This is a genomic window from Arthrobacter humicola, from assembly GCF_039531445.1.
In the GTDB taxonomy this organism is placed as follows: domain Bacteria; phylum Actinomycetota; class Actinomycetes; order Actinomycetales; family Micrococcaceae; genus Arthrobacter; species Arthrobacter humicola.
This window is the reverse complement of record NZ_BAAAQB010000001.1, coordinates 59011-77352: the sequence shown is the minus strand read 5'-3', so window position 1 is coordinate 77352 and position 18342 is coordinate 59011. Positions and strand designations below refer to the sequence as shown.

Genomic DNA, 18342 nt, shown 5'->3' with positions numbered 1-18342 from the left:
ACCGGGAACGGAGAACCGGATATGACCACCGGGCAGGCCCTCGAACCCGCGATCCGGGTGCAGGGCATCGAGAAATCATTCAAGGACCTGCACGTTCTGCGGGGCGTCGACTTCACCGTGAGTGCGGGGAGCATCTTCGCGTTGCTCGGTTCGAACGGTGCGGGCAAGACCACGCTGGTGCGGATCCTGTCAACGCTGCTGAACGCCGACGCCGGCACCGCGACGGTTCACGGCTTCGACGTCGCCGCGAAGCCCGGCGACGTGCGCGAGTCGATCAGCCTGACCGGCCAGTTCGCCGCGGTCGATGAAGTGCTCACCGGTCGGGAAAACCTCGTGCTGATCGCCAAGTTGCGTCATCTGACAAACCCGGGTGCGATCGCTGACACACTGCTCGACCGCTTCGCACTTACCGAAGCAGGACACCGCAAGGCGTCGACATACTCCGGCGGCATGCGACGCCGACTCGACATTGCGATGAGCCTGATCGGGAACCCGCCGGTCGTCTTCCTCGACGAACCGACGACCGGGCTCGACCCCCAGGCACGCATCGAGGTGTGGCAGACCGTCAAGCAACTTGCCGGTCAGGGCACGACGGTACTGCTCACCACGCAGTACCTCGACGAGGCCGAAAAGCTCGCCGACCGCATCGCGATCCTGCATGAAGGCAGGATCATCCAGAACGGGACCCTCAGCGAACTCAAGCAACTCCTCCCGCCCGCCACGGTCGAGTACGTCGAGAAGCAGCCCTCCCTCGAGGACGTCTTCCTCGCCCTCGTCGGCGCCACCGGCGGCGACCGCACCGACGACGATCGCACCAACGACCCGGTCCCGGCACGAAAGACACCCCGATGACCACCCGCGTCCTTGGCGACACCGGCGTCCTGACCGGCCGCTCGCTGCGCCACATCCTCCGCAGCCCGGACACCATCATGACCACCGCCGTCACCCCGATCGCGCTGATGCTGCTGTTCGTGTACGTATTCGGCGGCGCGATTAACACCGGATCCGGCGAGTCGTACGTCAACTACATGCTCCCCGGCATCCTGCTCATCACGATCGCGTCCGGCGTCGCGTACACCGCCTACCGGTTGTTCCTCGATATGCAGGGCGGTATCTTCGAACGCTTTCAGTCCATGCCGATCGCGAGGTCAAGCGTGCTCTGGGCGCACGTGCTCACATCCCTGGCAGCCAACCTTGTCGCGGTCGCGATCGTCATCGGCGTCGCGCTGATCATGGGGTTTCGGACCGGCGCCTCCGTGGCCAACTGGCTCGCCGTCGCTGGCATCCTGATCCTGTTCACCCTCGCACTGACCTGGATCGCCGTCATCGCAGGGCTGTCCGCGAAGAGCGTCGACGGCGCGAGCGCGTTCAGCTACCCGCTGATCTTTCTGCCGTTCATCAGCTCGGCGTTCGTACCCACCGACTCGATGCCCGGCCCGGTCGCCTGGTTCGCCGAGAACCAGCCGGTGACCTCCATCGTGAACACCATCCGAGCCTTGCTCGCCCAGGAACCCAGTGGCAGCGACATCTGGATCGCCCTCGCCTGGCTCGTCGGCATTCTCGTTGTCGCCTACGCCTTCGCGATCGCCATCTACCGTCGCAGGATCAGCTGAGGCCGGGCGCTGGCGGTCCCGGAATGCCGCGCCGGTTCAGGACCACCACCATTACCTCTGAGGACCGGGCCCCGGCCGCGTAGTTCTTCCTCCACCGGGGCCGGCCCGCCTGATTGACCCAGCCTTCGGGGGGAGGCCACAGCCCGCCACGCGCTTTGACTATGCCGGTTGAGATAGCGTTGGGACAGGAGGAGCCATGACCGTTCGGAGCGCCGGCATTCTGCTCTACCGGCTGGGCAGCACGCCCGGACCCGGCAGCGCTTCCCCGCTGGAGGTCTGGATCGCCCACATGGGCGGACCGTTCTGGGCCGGCAAGGACGCCCGCGCCTGGTCCGTCCCCAAGGGCGAATACCCCGCCGGCGAGGACCCGCTGGAGGCCGCGCACCGGGAGTTCGCGGAGGAAATAGGCACCCCTGCACCCCCGGCCGACTACCACCGGCTCGGCGACTTCCGGCAGCCTTCCGGCAAGGTCATCACGGTCTACGCGGCCGAATCGGACTTTCAGCCCGACCGCATCGTGAGCAACACCTTCACCCTGGAGTGGCCCAAGGGATCCGGCGCCCTCCGCAGCTTCCCCGAGATCGACCACGCCGAATGGGCCACGGAAGAACAAGCCAGGGACCGGCTGGTGAAGGGCCAACTGCCGATCCTCGACGCGCTCCTCCTGCACCTCGGACTCGGCGTGGCACCAGCCGGGGAGCTAAACCCGACGGAATCTCAATGATGTTGTCAACGGATATTGGTGTGCCGCTCCGGCGTCCCGGATGCCTTCTGGCATGGGACCACGTACGCCATACCCGGGGCGGGGACAATCCCCTGCTGTGCCTGCAGCGCTGACCGGGTAGCGACAGCCGCCTAAGCCGCGTTGTCCGGGTTGTGCCCACTGGCGGACAGGTGGAGCCCTCCGCACTGCTGCTGCCCTACCTTTCAGAAGCTTGACCTTCGCATTGTCGAGTTGGCCGCTAAACCATTTACCTCGTTGGATGTGGGTCCGCACCGTAACCGCGTTGTCGCGCCACGCGACCGGGTCCCAGATTTGAAACAGATGCATTTTCCTGACAAGCTGTCGGAAAGATGCCGACATCGTGTCAGCAACTTCATACTTTCCGCCCCCAACCTAGGACTGCCAATGTTCCTTGCACTCCGCGAATTGATCTTCGCGCGTGGCCGCTTCAGCCTGATGGGCGGTGTCATTGCACTCATCGCCGTACTGATGGTGATGCTCTCCGGCCTTTCCTCGGGCCTCGTCAACGATGGCGTGTCAGGCCTCAAGTCGATGCCCGTGACCACTATCGCCTTCGACCAGGGCACCAAGACCGACAACGCCTTCTCCCGCTCCGTGATCGATGACCAGCAGCTCAGCGCCTGGCGCGGCGTCGAGGGCGTGGCCGCCGCTGAGAAGATGGGCGTCGGTATGGCCAATGCCACGACCGATTCCGGCAAGCAGATTGACCTCACGCTCTTCGGCATCGAGCCTGGATCCTTCCTGGAACCGTCCCGCTCCGCAGGCACCGGCCTCGGAGATCCTGACGGCATTGTCGTGTCCTCGACCGCGAAGGCTGAAGGCATCGACCTCGGCACGGTCGTGACGCTGGACCGGATCGGCACGAAACTTAGAGTTGTTGGCTTCACCGATGGGCAGGCCACGTTCGGACACGTCGAGGTGGCCTACCTGCCCCTGAAAACCTGGCAGCTGATCACCTCCGGCCAGGCCGCCGCCGGAGCCCCGAGCGCCGAGCGCTTGTCCGCAGTGTCCTTTGATACCGCCAGCGTTGTTGCCGTCCAGGCCAAGCCCGGCGCCAAGCTGGACCTTGCCGCCGGCGACACTGCCGCCGGAACGACCAGCAAATCCCTGTCCGCCGCCTTCAACGCATCTCCCGGCTATGAGGCCGAGACCATGACCCTGAGCATGATCCAGGTCTTCCTCTACGCGATCTGCGCTCTGGTGGTCGGCGCGTTCTTCACCGTGTGGACGATCCAGCGCAAGCACGAAATTTCGGTCCTGCGGGCCATCGGAGCCTCAACGGGGTACCTGCTGCGGGATGGACTGGCCCAGGCCGCCATCCTGTTAGTGGGATTCACCGCGCTGGGCGTGGCCGCCGGCCTGGGACTCGGCGCCGCCATGCCGGACGCTATGCCGTTCGCTCTCGAGGCCGCACCGATCGCCATCGCCACGGCTCTCACCATCGGGCTGGGCCTGATCGGTGCCACCGTGGCCGTGGTGCGCATTTCCCGGATCGACCCGCTCAACGCCCTCGGAGGACAGCGATGACCAGCTCCACCTTTCCCGCAGCCGGGGCAAGCCGTGCCGACGCACCGCAGGCCGCCGGCCTGTCCATCCGCCACGCGGTGATGGAACTCGGCGACGGCGACACCCGGGTGACAGCCCTCGATGACGTCAGCCTCGATGTTGCCCCAGGCGAGTTCCTCGCCATCGTCGGGCCGTCCGGTTCCGGCAAGTCTTCACTCCTCGCCGTCGCCGGCGCCCTGGCATCCCCGGATTCCGGAACGGTCACGGTCAACGGCCAGGACCTTTCCCAACTGAGCCAGGGCAAACGCGCTGCGTTCCGGCTGTCCAATATTGGCTTCGTCTTCCAGTCCGGCAACCTCATCCCCGCACTGACCGCGGCGGACCAGCTCCGCCTGGTCAACCGGCTCGCGGGCGGCCCGAAGACCTTCGACCCGGTTCCCCTACTGGAATCCGTCGGCATGGCCCACCGTGCGACCAACCGTCCCGGCCAGCTCTCCGGCGGCGAACGCCAGCGCGTCGGCATCGCACGGGCACTCGTCTCCGGGGCGAAACTCCTTCTCGTGGACGAACCGACCGCGTCCCTGGACCGGGCGCGCAGCCGCGAAGTCGTGGAACTCCTCGCACGTCAAAGCCACGAGCACGGCGTCGCAACCGTCATGGTCACCCACGACCACGACGTCCTCGGGTACTGCGACCGCATCGTCGAAATGGTGGACGGCCGCTTAGGGGCCCCGGCCCCGGTCCGCTAACACACCCGACCCCGGGCGCGAGACGGCGACCCGCTCAGCACGCCGCCGTCTCGCGCCGTACTCTTGATGCGTACGTCAGCCAGCGTCAAAGGATCCCCGCAATGCCCAGAATCAGTGCCGCCACCGTCGCGGAACACCGCGCCGCACAAGAACGCGCACTACTGGACGCTGCCCACGAACTCCTACAAGAAACCTCCGAAGCGCCCACCATGGCCGACGTGGCCTTGCGGGCCGGACTCTCACGTCCCAGTGTCTACCAGTACTTCGGCTCCCGCCAGGACCTCCTCCAGGCGCTGGTCCGCGACATCTTTCCGCGCTGGACCGAGCGCGTCACCGGCGCCATGGCCGATGCCCCCACCAAAGCCGACCGCATACTGGCCTACGCCACAGCCAACGTGGACCTTGTCGCCGAAGGAGCCCACGCCGTGGGTTCGGCGCTGGCCGCGCTGGCCCCGGGGGCCGAACTCGACGAGCAAGCCACCCGCATGCATCGCCAGCTTCAGGAACCGCTCATCGAGACGCTCACAGAACTCGGGGTTCCGGACCCCGAGTCGCTGGCAGAGATGATCAACTCCGTCGTCCACGCCGGCACCCGCATGCTCGAATCCGGGCAAACGCTGGAACAAGTCCACTCCCACCTCAGCACGCTGCTCGGTCCCTTCGTGACAGCACGCCAAAACTCCGAAGGCACCCGCATTTAGGTCTCTTCGACCGCACCCTCATGGGTTCTTGTGTCCTTTGCTGAGGATTCCGTGACCGGAGGCGGCTCAGGTGACCGGCCAGTCCCCCGTCCCCCGTTGTTTTTCGCTGCTGGCGGAGCAGCGGGCACGTACGATCCTGAGGACAGCTTCCGAAGGACGGGAGCATGACAGAAGCCGATAGGTAATTGACAATTTCTGTAACACGACGAGGGCCTCTGCTAGCCAAGAGGGCCGGGATCGTTCATGCTTAGCTATGACCTCAATGCCGAGCCAGTACCGGATCATCGCGGTATGCACCGGAAACATCTGCCGGTCCCCGATGGCAGAGCTCATGCTGGCGGAGGCATTCCGTGCCGAGCGCCTCACCCGGGCGGTGGTCGATTCGGCAGGAACCACCGCGTATGAGGCCGGCCGGCCCATCGATCCCCGGGCCGCGCGCAAACTCACCTCCCAGAACATAGCCTCGGACCGCCACGTGGCGCGCGAATGGCGCCCTGAATGGTTCGTCAGCCGCGAGCTGATCCTGGCCCTCGACGTCGACCACTACGGCTGGCTCCGGCAGGCGGCACCGGACCGCGAGTCCCTGGCCAAAATCCGCATGCTGCGCAGCTTTGACCCCGCGGTGGCGGACAAGGACCCGCTGGAGCAGGGCATCGAGGACCCGTGGTACGGCGGCCACACCGACTTCGACACCACCTGGAACCTCATCCGGGCCTCCGTTCCGGGGATCGTGGAGCACGTCCGCACCGAGCTTCAGCGCCGGGACGGGCACCATCACGGCAGTGATCAACCCAATGCACAGCAGCGGGTACGCTCTATTTCATGAGCCCCGCACCCGTCATCATCGCAATCGACGGGCGGTCCGGCTCCGGCAAGACCACCCTGGCCATCGAGCTGGCGGCGCGCCTCCGGGAACACCACAAAGTCTCGCTCTTCCACCTGGAGGACATCTACCCCGGCTGGAACGGGCTGGCGGCCGGCATTGAACGTTACGTCACCACAGTGCTGTCGCCCTTGCGTCACGGGGAGGCCGCGGAGTGGGTCAGCTGGGACTGGGAGCGGCACTACGACGGCGAAGTCCGCACCACGCGCCCGGCCGAAATTGTCCTGGTGGAGGGCGTCGGCGCCGGCGCCGCAGCGGCGCGCCCGCTGCTGGACGCGGTGATCTGGGCCGATTCTTCCGACTCCGACCGCCGGGCCCGCGCGCTGGCCCGGGACGGCGAGACCTATGAACCGTTCTGGGACCAGTGGGCAGCCCAGGAAGATCAGTGGCTGGCGGCTGACGACGTCCCGGCCCGCGCCGATGTGCACGTGCTGAACCGTGCGGACGGCGCCGCCCCCGACGACGTCCTGCAGGCCTTTCAATACCTTCCGGCCGTCGCGCCCGCGCTGCTGCCCGAACTCGCCATCCGACGCGCCCTGCAGTTGCGGGCTGAACGGATCGACACCGAGCCCGACGCCGCGCAACTGTTCGATGCGCTCTTCGGCGGCTCAGCCAACGCCGTGTGGCTCGACTCCTCGCTGGATCCGGCGGGCCTCGCCCCGGAGGCTGCGGAACGGAGCCGCTTCAGCATCCTGGCCGACGACGGCGGCCGCTTCGGCCAGGCGGTCCGGCACAGTTCCGGCCTGACCCGCGTCAGCGCGGGCCAGGCCACGGCGACCACCGACGGCCCGTTCTTCCGCTGGCTCGACGGCGTCTGGGGTCGCCGGGCGCTCCGCGCCCCCGAAGACTATCCGTGCGGGTTCACCTTGGGCTGGCTCGGGTACCTGGGCTACGAACTCAAGCGCGAAACCGGCGGCACCGACGTCGCGTCCCCCACCCCGGACGCCTGCCTGATCTTCGCCGGCCGCGCCGTAGTCCTGGACCATGCCGAGGGCACGGCCTGGCTGCTGGCCCTGGACACGCCCGACGCCGACGACTGGCTGAGGACCGCCCGCGGGGCTGTGGCCGCCGCAGCGGCGCCCGGTTCCAGAGTGTCCGGCTCCAGTGGATCCGCGGCACTTCGTTCGACCGCGCCTCAGCTCGCCTCGCCGCAGTTCACGGCCCGAGACGCGGAAGCCGGCTACAAGGCCAAGGTCGCCGAGGCCCAGCGGGAGATCGCGGAAGGCAATACCTACGAGGTCTGCCTGACCACCGCGCTCACCGCGGCCACATCCGCGGTCCCGCACCGCGTAGGCCCGGACGGCCTGGATCCGTGGCAGACCTATCTGGAGCTGCGGCGCCGTAACCCGGCTCCCTTCGCCAGCTATCTGCGGTTCGACGGCCTCGCCGTGGCGAGCACATCTCCGGAGCGTTTCCTGCAGATTGCCGCGGACGGCAGGATGCGGGCCGAGCCGATCAAGGGGACGCGCGGCCGGGATGCGGACCCGGGTGCGGACGCGGCCCTGCGGCAGGAACTGGAGACCTCGGCGAAGGACCGCGCGGAAAACATCATGATCGTGGACCTGCTGCGCAATGACTTGAGCCATTTCGCCGTCCCGGGTTCGGTGGCCGTCAGCCGGCTGTGCGCGATCGAAAGCTACGCCACGGTGCACCAGATGGTGAGCACCATCGACGCTCAGCTCCGGCCCGGAATGCCGCGGGCCGAGGCTGTCGCCGCCTGCTTCCCTGCCGGTTCGATGACCGGCGCCCCGAAAGTCAGCACCATGGCCATCCTGGACCGGCTGGAGGCCGCCCCGCGCGGCGTGTACTCCGGGGCGATCGGCTATTTCTCCCTAAACGGGGCCGCCGACCTCGCCGTGGCGATCCGGACCCTGGTGGTCCGGGCCCTCGGCGACGGAACGGCGGAACTGAGTCTCGGCGTCGGCGGTGCCGTCACCGCAGATTCGTCCCCGCAGGAGGAATACGAGGAAATCCGGACCAAAGCATTCGGGGTCCTCTCGGCGCTCGGCACCGAGTTTCCCCGAAGCTGAGTTCTGCGAGGACCGAGTTTCCCCGAAGCTGAGTTCCGCCAGATCTGACGTCCCTGGACGCTGACGGCACCACACAGCAGTTCCAGCAACGCCGGCGCTATTGCAGCGTTGCCGTCAGCCTCGCCACGTTGTCCACGTACTTGACCTTCATGGGCCGTTTGATCCAGTCGTCCAGCACGAGTTCGTGCGAAATGCTGCGGTAGGTGTCCTCGACCGCACGGATCCGCTGGACGATGTCCTCGCCAAGGAGCATCACGGAGACCTCGAGGTTCAGCGAGAAGGAGCGCATGTCCATGTTGCTGGAACCCAGCACGGCAACCTCGTTGTCGATCGTGAAGTGCTTGGCGTGCAGTACATACGGCGCCTTGTAGAGGAATATCCGTACCCCTGCCTCGAGCAGCGCCTCATAGTAGGACTGCTGCGCGTGGTGGACCAAGAACTGGTCACCCTTTTCCGAGACGAAGAGTTCCACCTCGACGCCGCGCTGCGCCGCCGTCGTCACCGCATAGAGCAACGAGTCGTCCGGGACGAAGTACGGGCTGCAGAGGGAGATCTTGTGCTGAGCTGAGTAGATGAGGGTATTGAAGAGTCGCAGGTTGTTCTCGGTGATGAACCCGGGGCCGCTGGGAACCACCTGTGCCGTGATGTTTCCGGGGTGGGACTCCGGCTGGTGCGCCAACTGTGCTTCGAGGGATTCGTCGGTTTCGCTGAGCCAGTCCGTCGCGAAAACCACATTCAGGGTGGTGACAATCGGCCCGCGCAGGCAGGCCATGAGCTCCACCCATTCGCGGCCCACCTTGCGGTGCTTGGGATTGTTGTAGGACGGCTCGATCAGGTTCTGGGATCCGGTGAAGGCGATCTCGCCGTCGATCACCATGATCTTGCGGTGGTTGCGAAGATCCGGCCGGCGCCACTGGCCGTGCACCGGGCTGAGCGGCAGCATGGGCCGCCAGCGGATCTTGCTGGCCTTGAGCCGGTCCTTCAGCTTGCGGTAACCCTTGATACGGAGTGTGCCTAGGTGGTCGAACAGGACGCGAACCTCGACACCGCGCTCCGCCGCCTCCTCCATCGCGGTCAACAGATCGTCCGTGACGTGGTCCGAACTCATGATGTAGAACTCGGCATTGACAAAGGATTTGGCGCCGCGGACCGCCTCCGTCATCGCCTTGATGGAATCGGGGTAGCCGGGCAGCAGCTCCACGCTGTTGCCGTCCACCATCGGCAGCGATCCCAGCGTCTTGTTCAGTTCAGAGGCGGACGCCACCCATTCGGGTCCGCTGTAGCGGCTTTCGACGGCCTGCAGCGCCGATGTCCCCGCCCGGACCCGGGTGTTGACGGCCTCCTGCTGGGCACGGCGGCGGCGGGAAAGCCGGAAGTTGCCGAACAGCAGGAACAAGGCCAGGCCCAGAGTGGGCACAATGAAGATGCCCAGGAGCCACGCCATCGCGGTGGTGGGCCGCCGGTTCCCGGGGATGATGCCCAGGGCCAGCACCCGGATGGCGAAGTCGACCAGGGTCAGGATCAGGACCGCCCAGGACGGTAAAGTCTCCGCCAGCGGAAATGGCCACAGCACAGGCGAACCCCTCAAGCTTCAGGCCCGCGGAACAGTTCCGGAACGGGCAACGAGCAAATCCTATCCCGGGACTACCGAGACTAAGCTGTAGCCATGACCTCTCCTGCCACTATGCCCGCGCCCGCGACCGTGCTGGTCTTCCTCGATCCGGCGTTCGAGGGCGGCCGCGTTGCTGACGCATCGAAGCCGCAACTGATGGCCACGGACCTGGGCGCCACCCGCGGCGATGGCGTTTTCGAATCACTGCTGGCCGTGGGCGGCCGGCCCCGCAAGATCCAGGCGCACCTGACCCGGCTGGCCGGCTCTGCCCGCCTGCTGGAGTTGGATATCCCCGCCGAGGACGCCTGGAGGCGCGCGGTGGAGACCGCCATCGGCGAGTACCGGCGCCAGGATCCTGCCGTGACCGCAGCCGGCGGCACGGACGATGACGAAGTAGTGGTGAAGCTGCTGGTCACCCGCGGGCCGGAAGGCGCCGCCGCCCCCACCTGCTGGGTCCAGGCGTCCGCCCCCGGGGCGGCGGGCCGCCGGCAGCGCGAGACCGGAATCGACGTCATCCTGCTGGACCGCGGCTACGACAGCGAAGTCGGCGAGCGCGCGCCCTGGCTGCTGCTCGGCGCCAAGACCCTCTCCTACGCCGTGAACATGGCGGCGCTGCGCTACGCCCACGAGCACGGCGCGGACGATGTCATCTTCACATCCGCGGACGGCCGGGTCCTGGAGGGACCGACGTCGACAGTTCTGTTGGCGCACCTGGAAACGACGGACGACGGCGCCGGCGGCGTTCGCACGATCCGGCGGCTCATCACCCCGCAGCTGGACAGCGGCATCCTCCCGGGCACCTCGCAGGGCGCCCTGTTCACGGCCGCCAAGGCTGCCGGCTGGGAGCTGGGCTACGGCCCGTTGGAGCCCAAGGACCTGCTGGACGCCGACGCCGTCTGGTTGATCTCCAGCATCCGGCTCCTGGCGCCGGTAAACCACATCGACGGCCAGGAAATCGGCACCCCGGAACTGCGCCGGCAGCTCACGGCCGAGCTCAACGCCCTCTTCGCCACGATCGAATAGCCGGCGGCACGGAACTCCGCACCGATGGCAGCCAGCACGGCGAACCCCGAGAACACCGCATAGAGCGGCAGCGCCGGAAGTGCCCACAAGTGACGCAGGTTGCTGATCGGGCCGTCGACGGCAAGTGCGAGAGCCCCGGCGCATAACACCACCAGGACGACTGCGCCGCCGAGCCCCCAGGCCTCCGGTTGTGCCCAGATGTCCGGAAGCGGTTCGGCTCCGGGACGGGCTCCGGACAGGAGGTTCGCCGGAGCGAGGCAGGCCAGCGCGAGCACGCCGGCGGTCCGGACCGCTGGCAGGATGATGGCGGCAACCGTGATGGCCGCCAGGCAGTCGCCCATCGGACGCCGACGGAGGTCACCAACGGCTGACTTGTGGATCCCCAGGCACTGAAGCAGCGACCGTTCGCGCGCCACCCGCCGCCTCCACAGCTCACCGACGCGCACCGGGTGTTGGCCCGTGATAACGGCCCGCGGGGCGAATCCCACCCGGTAGCCTGCGCTTCGCACCCGCCAGCCCAACTCAAGCTGCGCGGCACCAGTGTCCTCCCTGAAGCCGCCGATCTCCGTCAGGACGTCACGCCGCACCGCGCCCATACCTGCCGCGAAGACGGGCAGGAAACCGGAGGCCGCTTGCGCCCGCCGGGCCATCCCGCCGCAGCCGCGGCCTATCAGGTCTACGATCCGCGCGGCAGGACCGGCAGTGAGGGTCCGTTCGCCGCCCCACACGGCGCCGACTCCGTCGGGACCGCCACTCCCGACGTCGAAGGCTTGCAGCATCCGGTCCACGGTCCGCCGGGTGAGGACGGCGTCCGCGGGAAGGAACATGAGCACCTCCCCCGCGGCACGGCCCACGCCCAGGTTCAGTGCCGCCCCGTATCCCGCCGCCGCGGCGGGTGACCTTCCCGCAAACACAATCCGTCCGTCCTCGGCGGCGAACCCCGCCATGAGCTCCGGGGTGTCGTCCGTGGAGCCGGCATCCACCAGGATCAGCTCGTACCGCTCATACCGGCTCCCCTGGACTGACCGGATGCAGTCCGCCAGAAGCCCGCCCCCATTGTGCGCCGCCACAATGATGGACACGGTGGGCCACTGCTGCCAGAGAGTAGGCGCGTGGCGGCGCCGACACCGCGCGGACCGCACCTCAAAAGAGACGGCCAGCGCCAGAACAACAGCCGCCATCACCGCCGCCGCCAGGACGGGCAATCCGATGAACACCAGGACGAGTTCCTGTGCCGGGCCGACCGGCACCGGCGCCTCACCCCAGGGCATCGGCGGGAATCGCCGGGCATCGCCGGAAGGACGCCGGGTTGAATGCCGGGAGCATGAACGTTGCCAGGACGGCGTCGAGCAGTTCGGGCGCCCACGTGCTGTTCGCCCCGAGTGTCGGGCAGACGCCCAGCACCACGGGGGTTCCGTCCGCGCGGCGGCGGATCTGGACCTGGACCGGGCCGGTCAGCCCGAGCGTGCGGACGGCGGCCAGGCCCAGCTTCCGCACATCGTTGGCCTCGGCCGCCGGCACCCTGCGGCTGACTTCGTCGCTGCCGGCCCGACCGTACGGAGTTCTTGTCTTCTCAAGGACCACGGCCACCGGCGCCATCGCGTTGCGGGGCGGCGTGCCGAACACCAGGGCCACGTAGTCGGCGCCCGGGATGAACTCCTGGACCAGCTGCCCGGCCGGCAGGTTCTTCCAGCTGACGGAGCCGGTCCCGGCCAGCAGGTGGACGGCGTGGGTGCCTTTGAAAGTTCGCGGCTTGACGACGACGGGACCGTTGAGGTCGGCCAGGGACGCCGGCGCGGCGGCGAGGTCGCCCGGAACCCCGAAACGCGGGACGGGAATGCCGGCTGCCTGCAACGCCCATGCGGTGAACAGGTGGTCGTTGGCGAGGGCCACCGCGGCAGGGTCGCCGACGATGATCCGCACGTCCCGGCCGAATCCGGCGCGGGCCGCAGCCAGGACCGGGAGTTCCACGGTGAGGGTCGGAATGATGACGTTGATGGCTTCCCGGTCCACCAGCCGGCGCAGGTCCAGGACCATGTCCGGGTCCGTCGCCGGCAGGAGCCTGACTGCCGCTGCGGTGGTGGCGTCCTCGCCCTGCCGGGTGACGTCGCGGGCGTCGGAGCCGAGGCACGGGATGCCGCGGGCTGCTAGCTGGGCCGCGACGGCCCGGCCGGCGGCGCCTGCAATGCCAGTAACCAGTATGCGCGGGCCCACGGTTGCTCCATTCCGCCGTCACCCGCAGGGCCGCGGCTGCGGCTCCGGCGGTTCGGGCCACCGATTCAGACAAAAATTGAGGGACAGACAACTGCACGCAGAGATAACTTGATCCACAGAAAACGTGGGACGGGCCGACGTGTCAGTCCGATCCCCTCAGTAGACTGCGCAAACTCCCGGCGGACACGAGTGGGCAGTACCCGAAACTGGAGCCCGCTACTACTCGCCTTGGCGCCGCACCCGGTTCTCACCCCGCAACTCTGATTTCTCAGTCCGCCGCGTGTGTCACCCCGCGGAAACGCGGTCCGGTTACGGAACATGACGACGGCGGCGGTGCGGGCCGGCGTCGTAAGTGTTACGTTTTTGGGGAGTAATGAGAACCGGTGCCAAGCCCTGACTGGCCGGTCGGCAACCCTCCCTTTCGCGGCGGGGTGCCTCAGGTGAATACTCGGCATATCGACCATTCGAGCTGCAAGCGTGAAAGAGGAGATCCGTCGTGCCCGACACATCCATACCCGCTGTACCCGGTACAGCAGCCGCCCCCGGCACAGCCCCCGCCGCAGCTCCCGCCGGCGAGGACAAACTGGCCTACCGCCTGTTCACCGGCGCCGACGACCGCGCCTTCTGTGAGCGCGTGTCGGCCGCCCTGGCCGAGGGCTATGTCCTGCACGGAAGCCCCGCCGCCACCTTCAACGGCAGCACGGTGATCGTGGCGCAGGCCCTGGTCCTGCCGGCCGCAATTGCGAGCGCAGACGCCGCCGTGGCCAACGCCGTGGATGAACTCGACAGTGACGAGTTTGGTGCCGAAGACGCCTTCGAGGGCCACGCATGAGCTACGCCGGAGACCTCAGCCCGCACGAGGCGTGGGCCAAGCTGGAGGCCGGCGCCATCCTGGTGGACGTCCGGACCGAGGCCGAATGGGCCCACATCGGCATCCCGGATACGAAGGCCACGGACAACGATCCTCTCTTCATCCAGTGGACCCTCGCCGGCGGGGTGCCCAACCCGCACTTCGTGGAACAGCTCCAGCGCCAGGCGCCCGAGGACACCGCCGTCGAGCTCGTATTCCTGTGCCGCTCCGGCGCCCGGTCGATCGCCGCAGCGACGACCGCGACGCAGGCCGGCTACACCTCCTACAACGTCCTTGAGGGCTTCGAAGGCGAGACCGACCGCTTTGGCGAACGCACCGTCAACGGCTGGAAGAACCGCGGCCTGCCCACCAACCTCGGAAAGATTTAAGTGACTTTCAATCCCGACGCCGCCGAATGGGCGGCCGACACCCAGGCCGTCCGCGGAGGCCTTGACCGTACAGGCTTCCAGGAAACCGCCGAGCCGATCTTCCTCAACTCAGGATTCGTCTACGAGTCCGCGGCCGCCGCCGAGCGCGCCTTCACCGGGGAGGACGAGCGCTTCGTCTACTCCCGCTACGGCAACCCGTCCGTCGCAACCTTCCAGGAGCGGCTGCGGTTGCTCGAGGGCACCGAGGCATGCTTTGCGACGGCGTCCGGCATGTCCGCCGTCTTCACCGCCCTCGGCGCGCTGCTGGGGGCCGGCGACCGGGTGGTCGCCGCCCGCTCGCTGTTTGGCTCGTGCTTTGTGATCCTCAACGAGATCCTGCCGCGCTGGGGCGTCGAGACAGTCTTCGTGGACGGTCCGGACCTCGAGCAGTGGAAGTCTGCGCTGTCCGAGCCGACGACGGCGGTCTTCTTCGAATCGCCGTCGAACCCGATGCAGGAGATCGTGGACATCGCCGCCGTGAGCGAACTGGCACACGCGGCCGGCGCCACGGTGGTGGTCGACAACGTCTTCGCCACCCCGCTGCTGCAGCGCTGCGGAGACCTCGGGGCCGACGTGATCGTCTACTCCGGCACCAAGCACATCGATGGACAGGGACGCGTGCTCGGCGGGGCAATCCTGGGGACCAAGGAATTCATCGACGGGCCCGTCAAGCAGCTCATGCGGCACACCGGCCCCTCGCTCTCCGCGTTCAACGCCTGGGTCCTGACCAAGGGCCTGGAGACCATGGCCCTGCGCGTCAACCATTCCTCCGCCTCCGCCCTGCGGCTGGCCGGCTGGCTTGAGCAGCAGCCCGCGGTCAGCTGGGTCAAGTACCCGCTGCTGCCCTCCCACCCGCAGTACGATCTCGCGGCGAAGCAGATGAAGGCCGGCGGCACCGTGCTCACGCTGGAACTCTCGCCGTCCCCGGGCCGCACCGCCAAGGAGGCCGCCTTCGCGCTCCTGGATGCGCTGCGGATCATCGATATCTCCAACAACCTCGGTGATTCGAAGTCCCTCATCACGCACCCGGCCACCACGACGCACCGCGCCATGGGCCCGGAAGGCCGCGCGGCAATCGGGCTCAGCGACGGCGTGGTGCGGCTTTCAGTCGGCCTGGAGGACGTCGAGGACCTGATCCGCGACCTCGGCCAGGCGCTCAAGCAGGTCTAGCCCCGGCGCACCCGGCCCAGGGATGGCTCGTGCCCGGCTGGCTCTCCGCCGGCGTCCCCTTGCGTCGTCACTTCGACGGCCCGTTCGACGACGGCGGCCAGCCCGCCGGCGCGGAACGGCTCCCGCTGCAGCTGCGAGCCCGTGCCCTCCGCCAGGATCCGCTCGACGCCCGCGCGCACCAGGTCCAGCTCGCCCTGTTCCTCAAGGACCGGGGCAACGAAGTCCACGAGTGCCCGGACGACGTCGGCGGCCGGGGCAGGGGTGAAAGTTCCAAAGTCCAGGAGCTGCCCGCGCAGTCCGCAGTTGCTGGCCTGCCATGCGGCCATCCGCAGCAGTAACGTGGGTACCGGGGCGGGCTCGACGCCGTCGTTCCATTCCCGCGACGCCGATTCCACGAGGGCGCGCACCAGCACGGCGATCAGCGCCGCATCCTCGGCCCGCAGGCAGACATCGGCGACCCTGACCTCCACGGTGGGATGCAGCCGGGCCAGCCGGGCATCGAAATAGATCATCCCTTCATCCATCAGGACATTGCTTTCCACCAGCCGGGTCACCAGCCGCCGGTAGACGGGCAGGCTGCCGAAGATCATCGTGGGGCCCGAGCCCGGCCAGCGGTTCCAGGCCTGGGTGCGGTAGCTTTCGAACCCTGTCTCTGCGCCGTTCCAGTACGGGGAATTCGCGCTGAGGGCGATCAGGACGGCAAGCTTGTCGCGGATCCGGTCCATCACGGCCACGCCCTCCTCCGGCGATTCCACAAAGGTGTGGACGTGGAGGCCGCAGGTCAGCTGGTTCCGGACCGTGAGCCCGAAGCGTTCCTGCATGGTCATGTACCGCTGATTCTGGGTGAGGTGCGTGGCGGCGCCTTGGGGCGAGGTGGCCAAGGCCGCGACTCGGCCGCCGTGCACGCGGGCGGCCTGGTCTGCCAAGGCCCGGCCCTGCCTGAGCTGCCGAAGAAGTTCCCTATAGTCCAGGCACGGCCGGGTCTGGGTCTCAATCTGTTCGAGCTTGAGCTCGTAGCTGAAGTCGGCGCCGCCCTCGTGGACCGGTTGCTGCCCCGGGAGAACCTGGGCGGCGTCCTGCTTCGGCGGGAGCAGGCTGGCCAGCATGAGGTCGGCGAGGGCAAGCAGCCGGCCCGATTCCGGGTCGACTATCAGCAGTTCTTCCTCCACGCCGAAGGTGCGCATAAATCTATTGTGCGTCAGGAACCGCCGACACGCCCTACGTCAACGCCGGGTCACTTCGCGCCCATCCCCCTGCGGACGGGCGCGATCAGACCTCGCGTTGCTTGGGATCAGTCTTGGAAATACTCGATCTTCGCGCCAATGGTGTTGAGCCGTTCGGCCAGATCTTCGTAGCCGCGCTCAATGACGTAGATGTTCCGCAGTTCCGAGACGCCGCGAGCCGCGAGCATGGCCAGCAGCAGGCAGGCCGCGGGGCGCAGGGCCGGCGGGCAGCCCACCTCGGCGGCACGCCACTTGGTGGGCCCGTTGACGTAGATCCGGTGCGGGTCGAGCAGCTGCACCTGGGCGCCCAGCTTGTTCAGCTCGGTCAGGTAGATGGCCCGGTTCTCGTAGACCCAGTCGTGGATCATCGTCTGGCCGTGGGCGTTGGCCGCGATCACGGCGAAGAAGGGCAGGTTGTCGATGTTCAGGCCCGGGAAGGGCATGGGGTGGATCTTGTCTTCCGGCGCCCGCAGTTCCGAAGGCTTGGTGGTGACGTCCACCAGGCGGGTGCGGCCGTTGCGGGCAAAGTACTCCCCGGACACTTCGAGCCGCTGGCCCATCTGTTCCAGGGTCGCCAGCTCGATTTCCATGAACTCGATCGGGACGCGGCGGATGGTGACTTCCGAGTTCGTCACGATGCCGGCGGTGATGAGGCTCATCGCCTCGATCGGGTCCTCGGAGGGGAAGTATTCGATGTCGACGTCGATCGACGGGCGGCCGGTGATCTTCAACGTGGTGGTGCCGACGCCGTCGATCTCCACCCCGAGCATCTGCAGGTAGAAGCAGAGGTCCTGCACCATGTAGTTGGGGCTGGCGTTGCGGATGATGGTGGTGCCGCGGCGGTGCGCGGCGGCCATGATGGCGTTCTCGGTGACGGTGTCACCGCGTTCGCTGAGCACGAAGGAGCGGTCGTGGCTGTCCGACGGCGGTGCCTGGACCGCGTAGAACCCGGACTTCGCGTCCACGCTGAGCCCGAACTGGCTTAGCGCCTGCATGTGCGGCTGCACGGTGCGGGTGCCGAGGTCACAGCCGCCGGCGTAGGGCAGCCGGTAGGTGTCGGCCTCGTCCAGCAGCGGGCCCAGGAGCATGATGACGCTGCGGGTCCGGCGGGCCGCCTCCACATCCATGGATGCGAGGTCCAGGACAGCGGGGCGGCGGATCTGGAGGTCGTTCGCGTTGAGCCAGGTGCATTCGACGCCGATGCTGGTCAGCACCTCGACGATCCGGTTGACTTCCTCGATCCGGGCCAGCCGGCGCAGGGTGGTGGTGCCGCGGTTGATGAGGCTGGCGCACAAAAGGGCGACGCCGGCGTTCTTGCTGCTGTTGACGTCCACCGCGCCGGAAAGCGTGCGACCGCCCTCGACCCGGAGGTGGGTCATCTGGGGCCGGCCCACTTTGACGATGCTGTGCCCGACGATAGTCTCCAGCCGCTGGATCATCTTCAGGCTCAGGTTCTGCTTGCCCTGCTCCATCCGGGCGATGGCGCTCTGGCTGGTGCCGAGCTCGGCCGCGAGTTGTCCCTGCGTCCAGCCCTTGTCCCCGCGGGCCTCGCGGAGCAGGAGGCCGACATGTTCAGCAGTCTGTTGAGTCATGTC

The 18342-nt window shown here is 67.7% G+C and carries 16 protein-coding genes, 1 pseudogene and 1 riboswitch; of the genes and pseudogenes, 12 read left to right on the top strand and 5 right to left on the bottom strand.

The features are described from left to right. Nucleotides 1-21 precede the first annotated feature (21 nt). The 8 genes from ABD243_RS00330 (at nt 22) to pabB (ending at nt 8227) form a co-directional block, all read left to right on the top strand. Nucleotides 22-852, top strand: a complete 831-nt coding sequence (locus ABD243_RS00330; protein WP_344360750.1) for an ABC transporter ATP-binding protein — start codon at nt 22-24, stop codon at nt 850-852. After that, nucleotides 849-1613 carry an ABC transporter permease gene (locus ABD243_RS00325; RefSeq protein WP_116767870.1) on the top strand — a complete coding sequence of 255 codons (765 nt, stop codon included), beginning with the start codon at nt 849-851 and terminating at the stop codon, nt 1611-1613. The genes ABD243_RS00330 and ABD243_RS00325 overlap by 4 nt, the downstream gene beginning before the upstream one ends. Nucleotides 1614-1809: 196 nt before the next feature. After that, nucleotides 1810-2337, top strand: coding sequence for an NUDIX hydrolase (locus tag ABD243_RS00320; protein WP_344360746.1), 528 nt, complete (start codon nt 1810-1812; stop codon nt 2335-2337). Nucleotides 2338-2742: 405 nt separating this feature from the next. Continuing rightward, entirely contained in the window at nt 2743-3885 is a 1143-nt protein-coding gene (locus ABD243_RS00315) for an ABC transporter permease (protein WP_344360743.1), read from the top strand. Next, the gene (locus ABD243_RS00310; RefSeq protein ID WP_344360740.1) at nt 3882-4613 is read left to right on the top strand and encodes an ABC transporter ATP-binding protein; all 732 of its coding nucleotides are present in this window, start codon (nt 3882-3884) and stop codon (nt 4611-4613) included. Before ABD243_RS00315 ends, ABD243_RS00310 begins: the two co-directional genes overlap by 4 nt. 101 nt (nt 4614-4714) lie before the next feature. Continuing rightward, the gene (locus ABD243_RS00305; RefSeq protein ID WP_344360738.1) at nt 4715-5314 is read left to right on the top strand and encodes a TetR/AcrR family transcriptional regulator; all 600 of its coding nucleotides are present in this window, start codon (nt 4715-4717) and stop codon (nt 5312-5314) included. Between the two features lie 253 nt (nt 5315-5567). Continuing rightward, nucleotides 5568-6140, top strand: coding sequence for a low molecular weight protein-tyrosine-phosphatase (locus ABD243_RS00300; RefSeq protein ID WP_344360735.1), 573 nt, complete (start codon nt 5568-5570; stop codon nt 6138-6140). Next, nucleotides 6137-8227, top strand: a complete 2091-nt coding sequence (gene pabB / locus ABD243_RS00295) for an aminodeoxychorismate synthase component I (protein ID WP_344360732.1) — start codon at nt 6137-6139, stop codon at nt 8225-8227. The genes ABD243_RS00300 and pabB overlap by 4 nt, the downstream gene beginning before the upstream one ends. 97 nt (nt 8228-8324) lie before the next feature. Here pabB and cls read toward each other — a convergent pair whose 3' ends face one another. After that, entirely contained in the window at nt 8325-9800 is a 1476-nt protein-coding gene (gene cls, locus ABD243_RS00290) for a cardiolipin synthase (RefSeq protein WP_425547089.1), read from the bottom strand. A 93-nt stretch (nt 9801-9893) separates the two neighbouring features. Here cls and ABD243_RS00285 point away from each other — a divergent pair, with 93 nt between their 5' ends. Continuing rightward, complete coding sequence (locus ABD243_RS00285) at nt 9894-10862, top strand: aminodeoxychorismate lyase (protein ID WP_344360729.1); 969 nt, start codon at nt 9894-9896, stop codon at nt 10860-10862. 428 nt (nt 10863-11290) lie between these two features. Here ABD243_RS00285 and ABD243_RS00280 read toward each other — a convergent pair. Together ABD243_RS00280 and ABD243_RS00275 are read right to left on the bottom strand one after the other, a co-directional pair. Beyond that, nucleotides 11291-12043: pseudogene (locus tag ABD243_RS00280) on the bottom strand (glycosyltransferase family 2 protein); the annotation flags it as partial. Between the two features lie 76 nt (nt 12044-12119). Continuing rightward, nucleotides 12120-13076, bottom strand: a complete 957-nt coding sequence (locus tag ABD243_RS00275; protein WP_344360727.1) for an ATP-grasp domain-containing protein — start codon at nt 13074-13076, stop codon at nt 12120-12122. 369 nt (nt 13077-13445) lie between these two features. Beyond that, nucleotides 13446-13560: riboswitch (SAM riboswitch) on the top strand. Nucleotides 13561-13659: 99 nt separating this feature from the next. Between ABD243_RS00275 and ABD243_RS00270 the strand changes: the two genes are divergently transcribed. From ABD243_RS00270 to ABD243_RS00260, 3 genes are read left to right on the top strand one after another with little or no spacing between them, the layout of a single operon-like run. Continuing rightward, a complete protein-coding gene (locus tag ABD243_RS00270; protein WP_237563499.1) occupies nt 13660-13908 on the top strand; it encodes a DUF1737 domain-containing protein in 249 nt (82 codons plus the stop codon). Then, on the top strand, nt 13905-14315 hold the full coding sequence (locus tag ABD243_RS00265) for a rhodanese-like domain-containing protein (protein ID WP_344360725.1): 411 nt from the start codon (nt 13905-13907) through the stop codon (nt 14313-14315). Before ABD243_RS00270 ends, ABD243_RS00265 begins: the two co-directional genes overlap by 4 nt. Continuing rightward, a complete protein-coding gene (locus ABD243_RS00260) occupies nt 14316-15524 on the top strand; it encodes an O-succinylhomoserine sulfhydrylase (protein ID WP_344360723.1) in 1209 nt (402 codons plus the stop codon). On the opposite strand, the gene ABD243_RS00255 is transcribed toward ABD243_RS00260, so the two are convergent. Then, the gene (locus tag ABD243_RS00255) at nt 15521-16708 is read right to left on the bottom strand and encodes a glutamate--cysteine ligase 2 (RefSeq protein WP_344360720.1); all 1188 of its coding nucleotides are present in this window, start codon (nt 16706-16708) and stop codon (nt 15521-15523) included. The two genes, ABD243_RS00260 and ABD243_RS00255, sit on opposite strands and share 4 nt — an antisense overlap. A gap of 107 nt (nt 16709-16815) precedes the next feature. Then, entirely contained in the window at nt 16816-18339 is a 1524-nt protein-coding gene (locus ABD243_RS00250; protein WP_091254494.1) for a UDP-N-acetylglucosamine 1-carboxyvinyltransferase, read from the bottom strand. Nucleotides 18340-18342 lie beyond the last annotated feature (3 nt).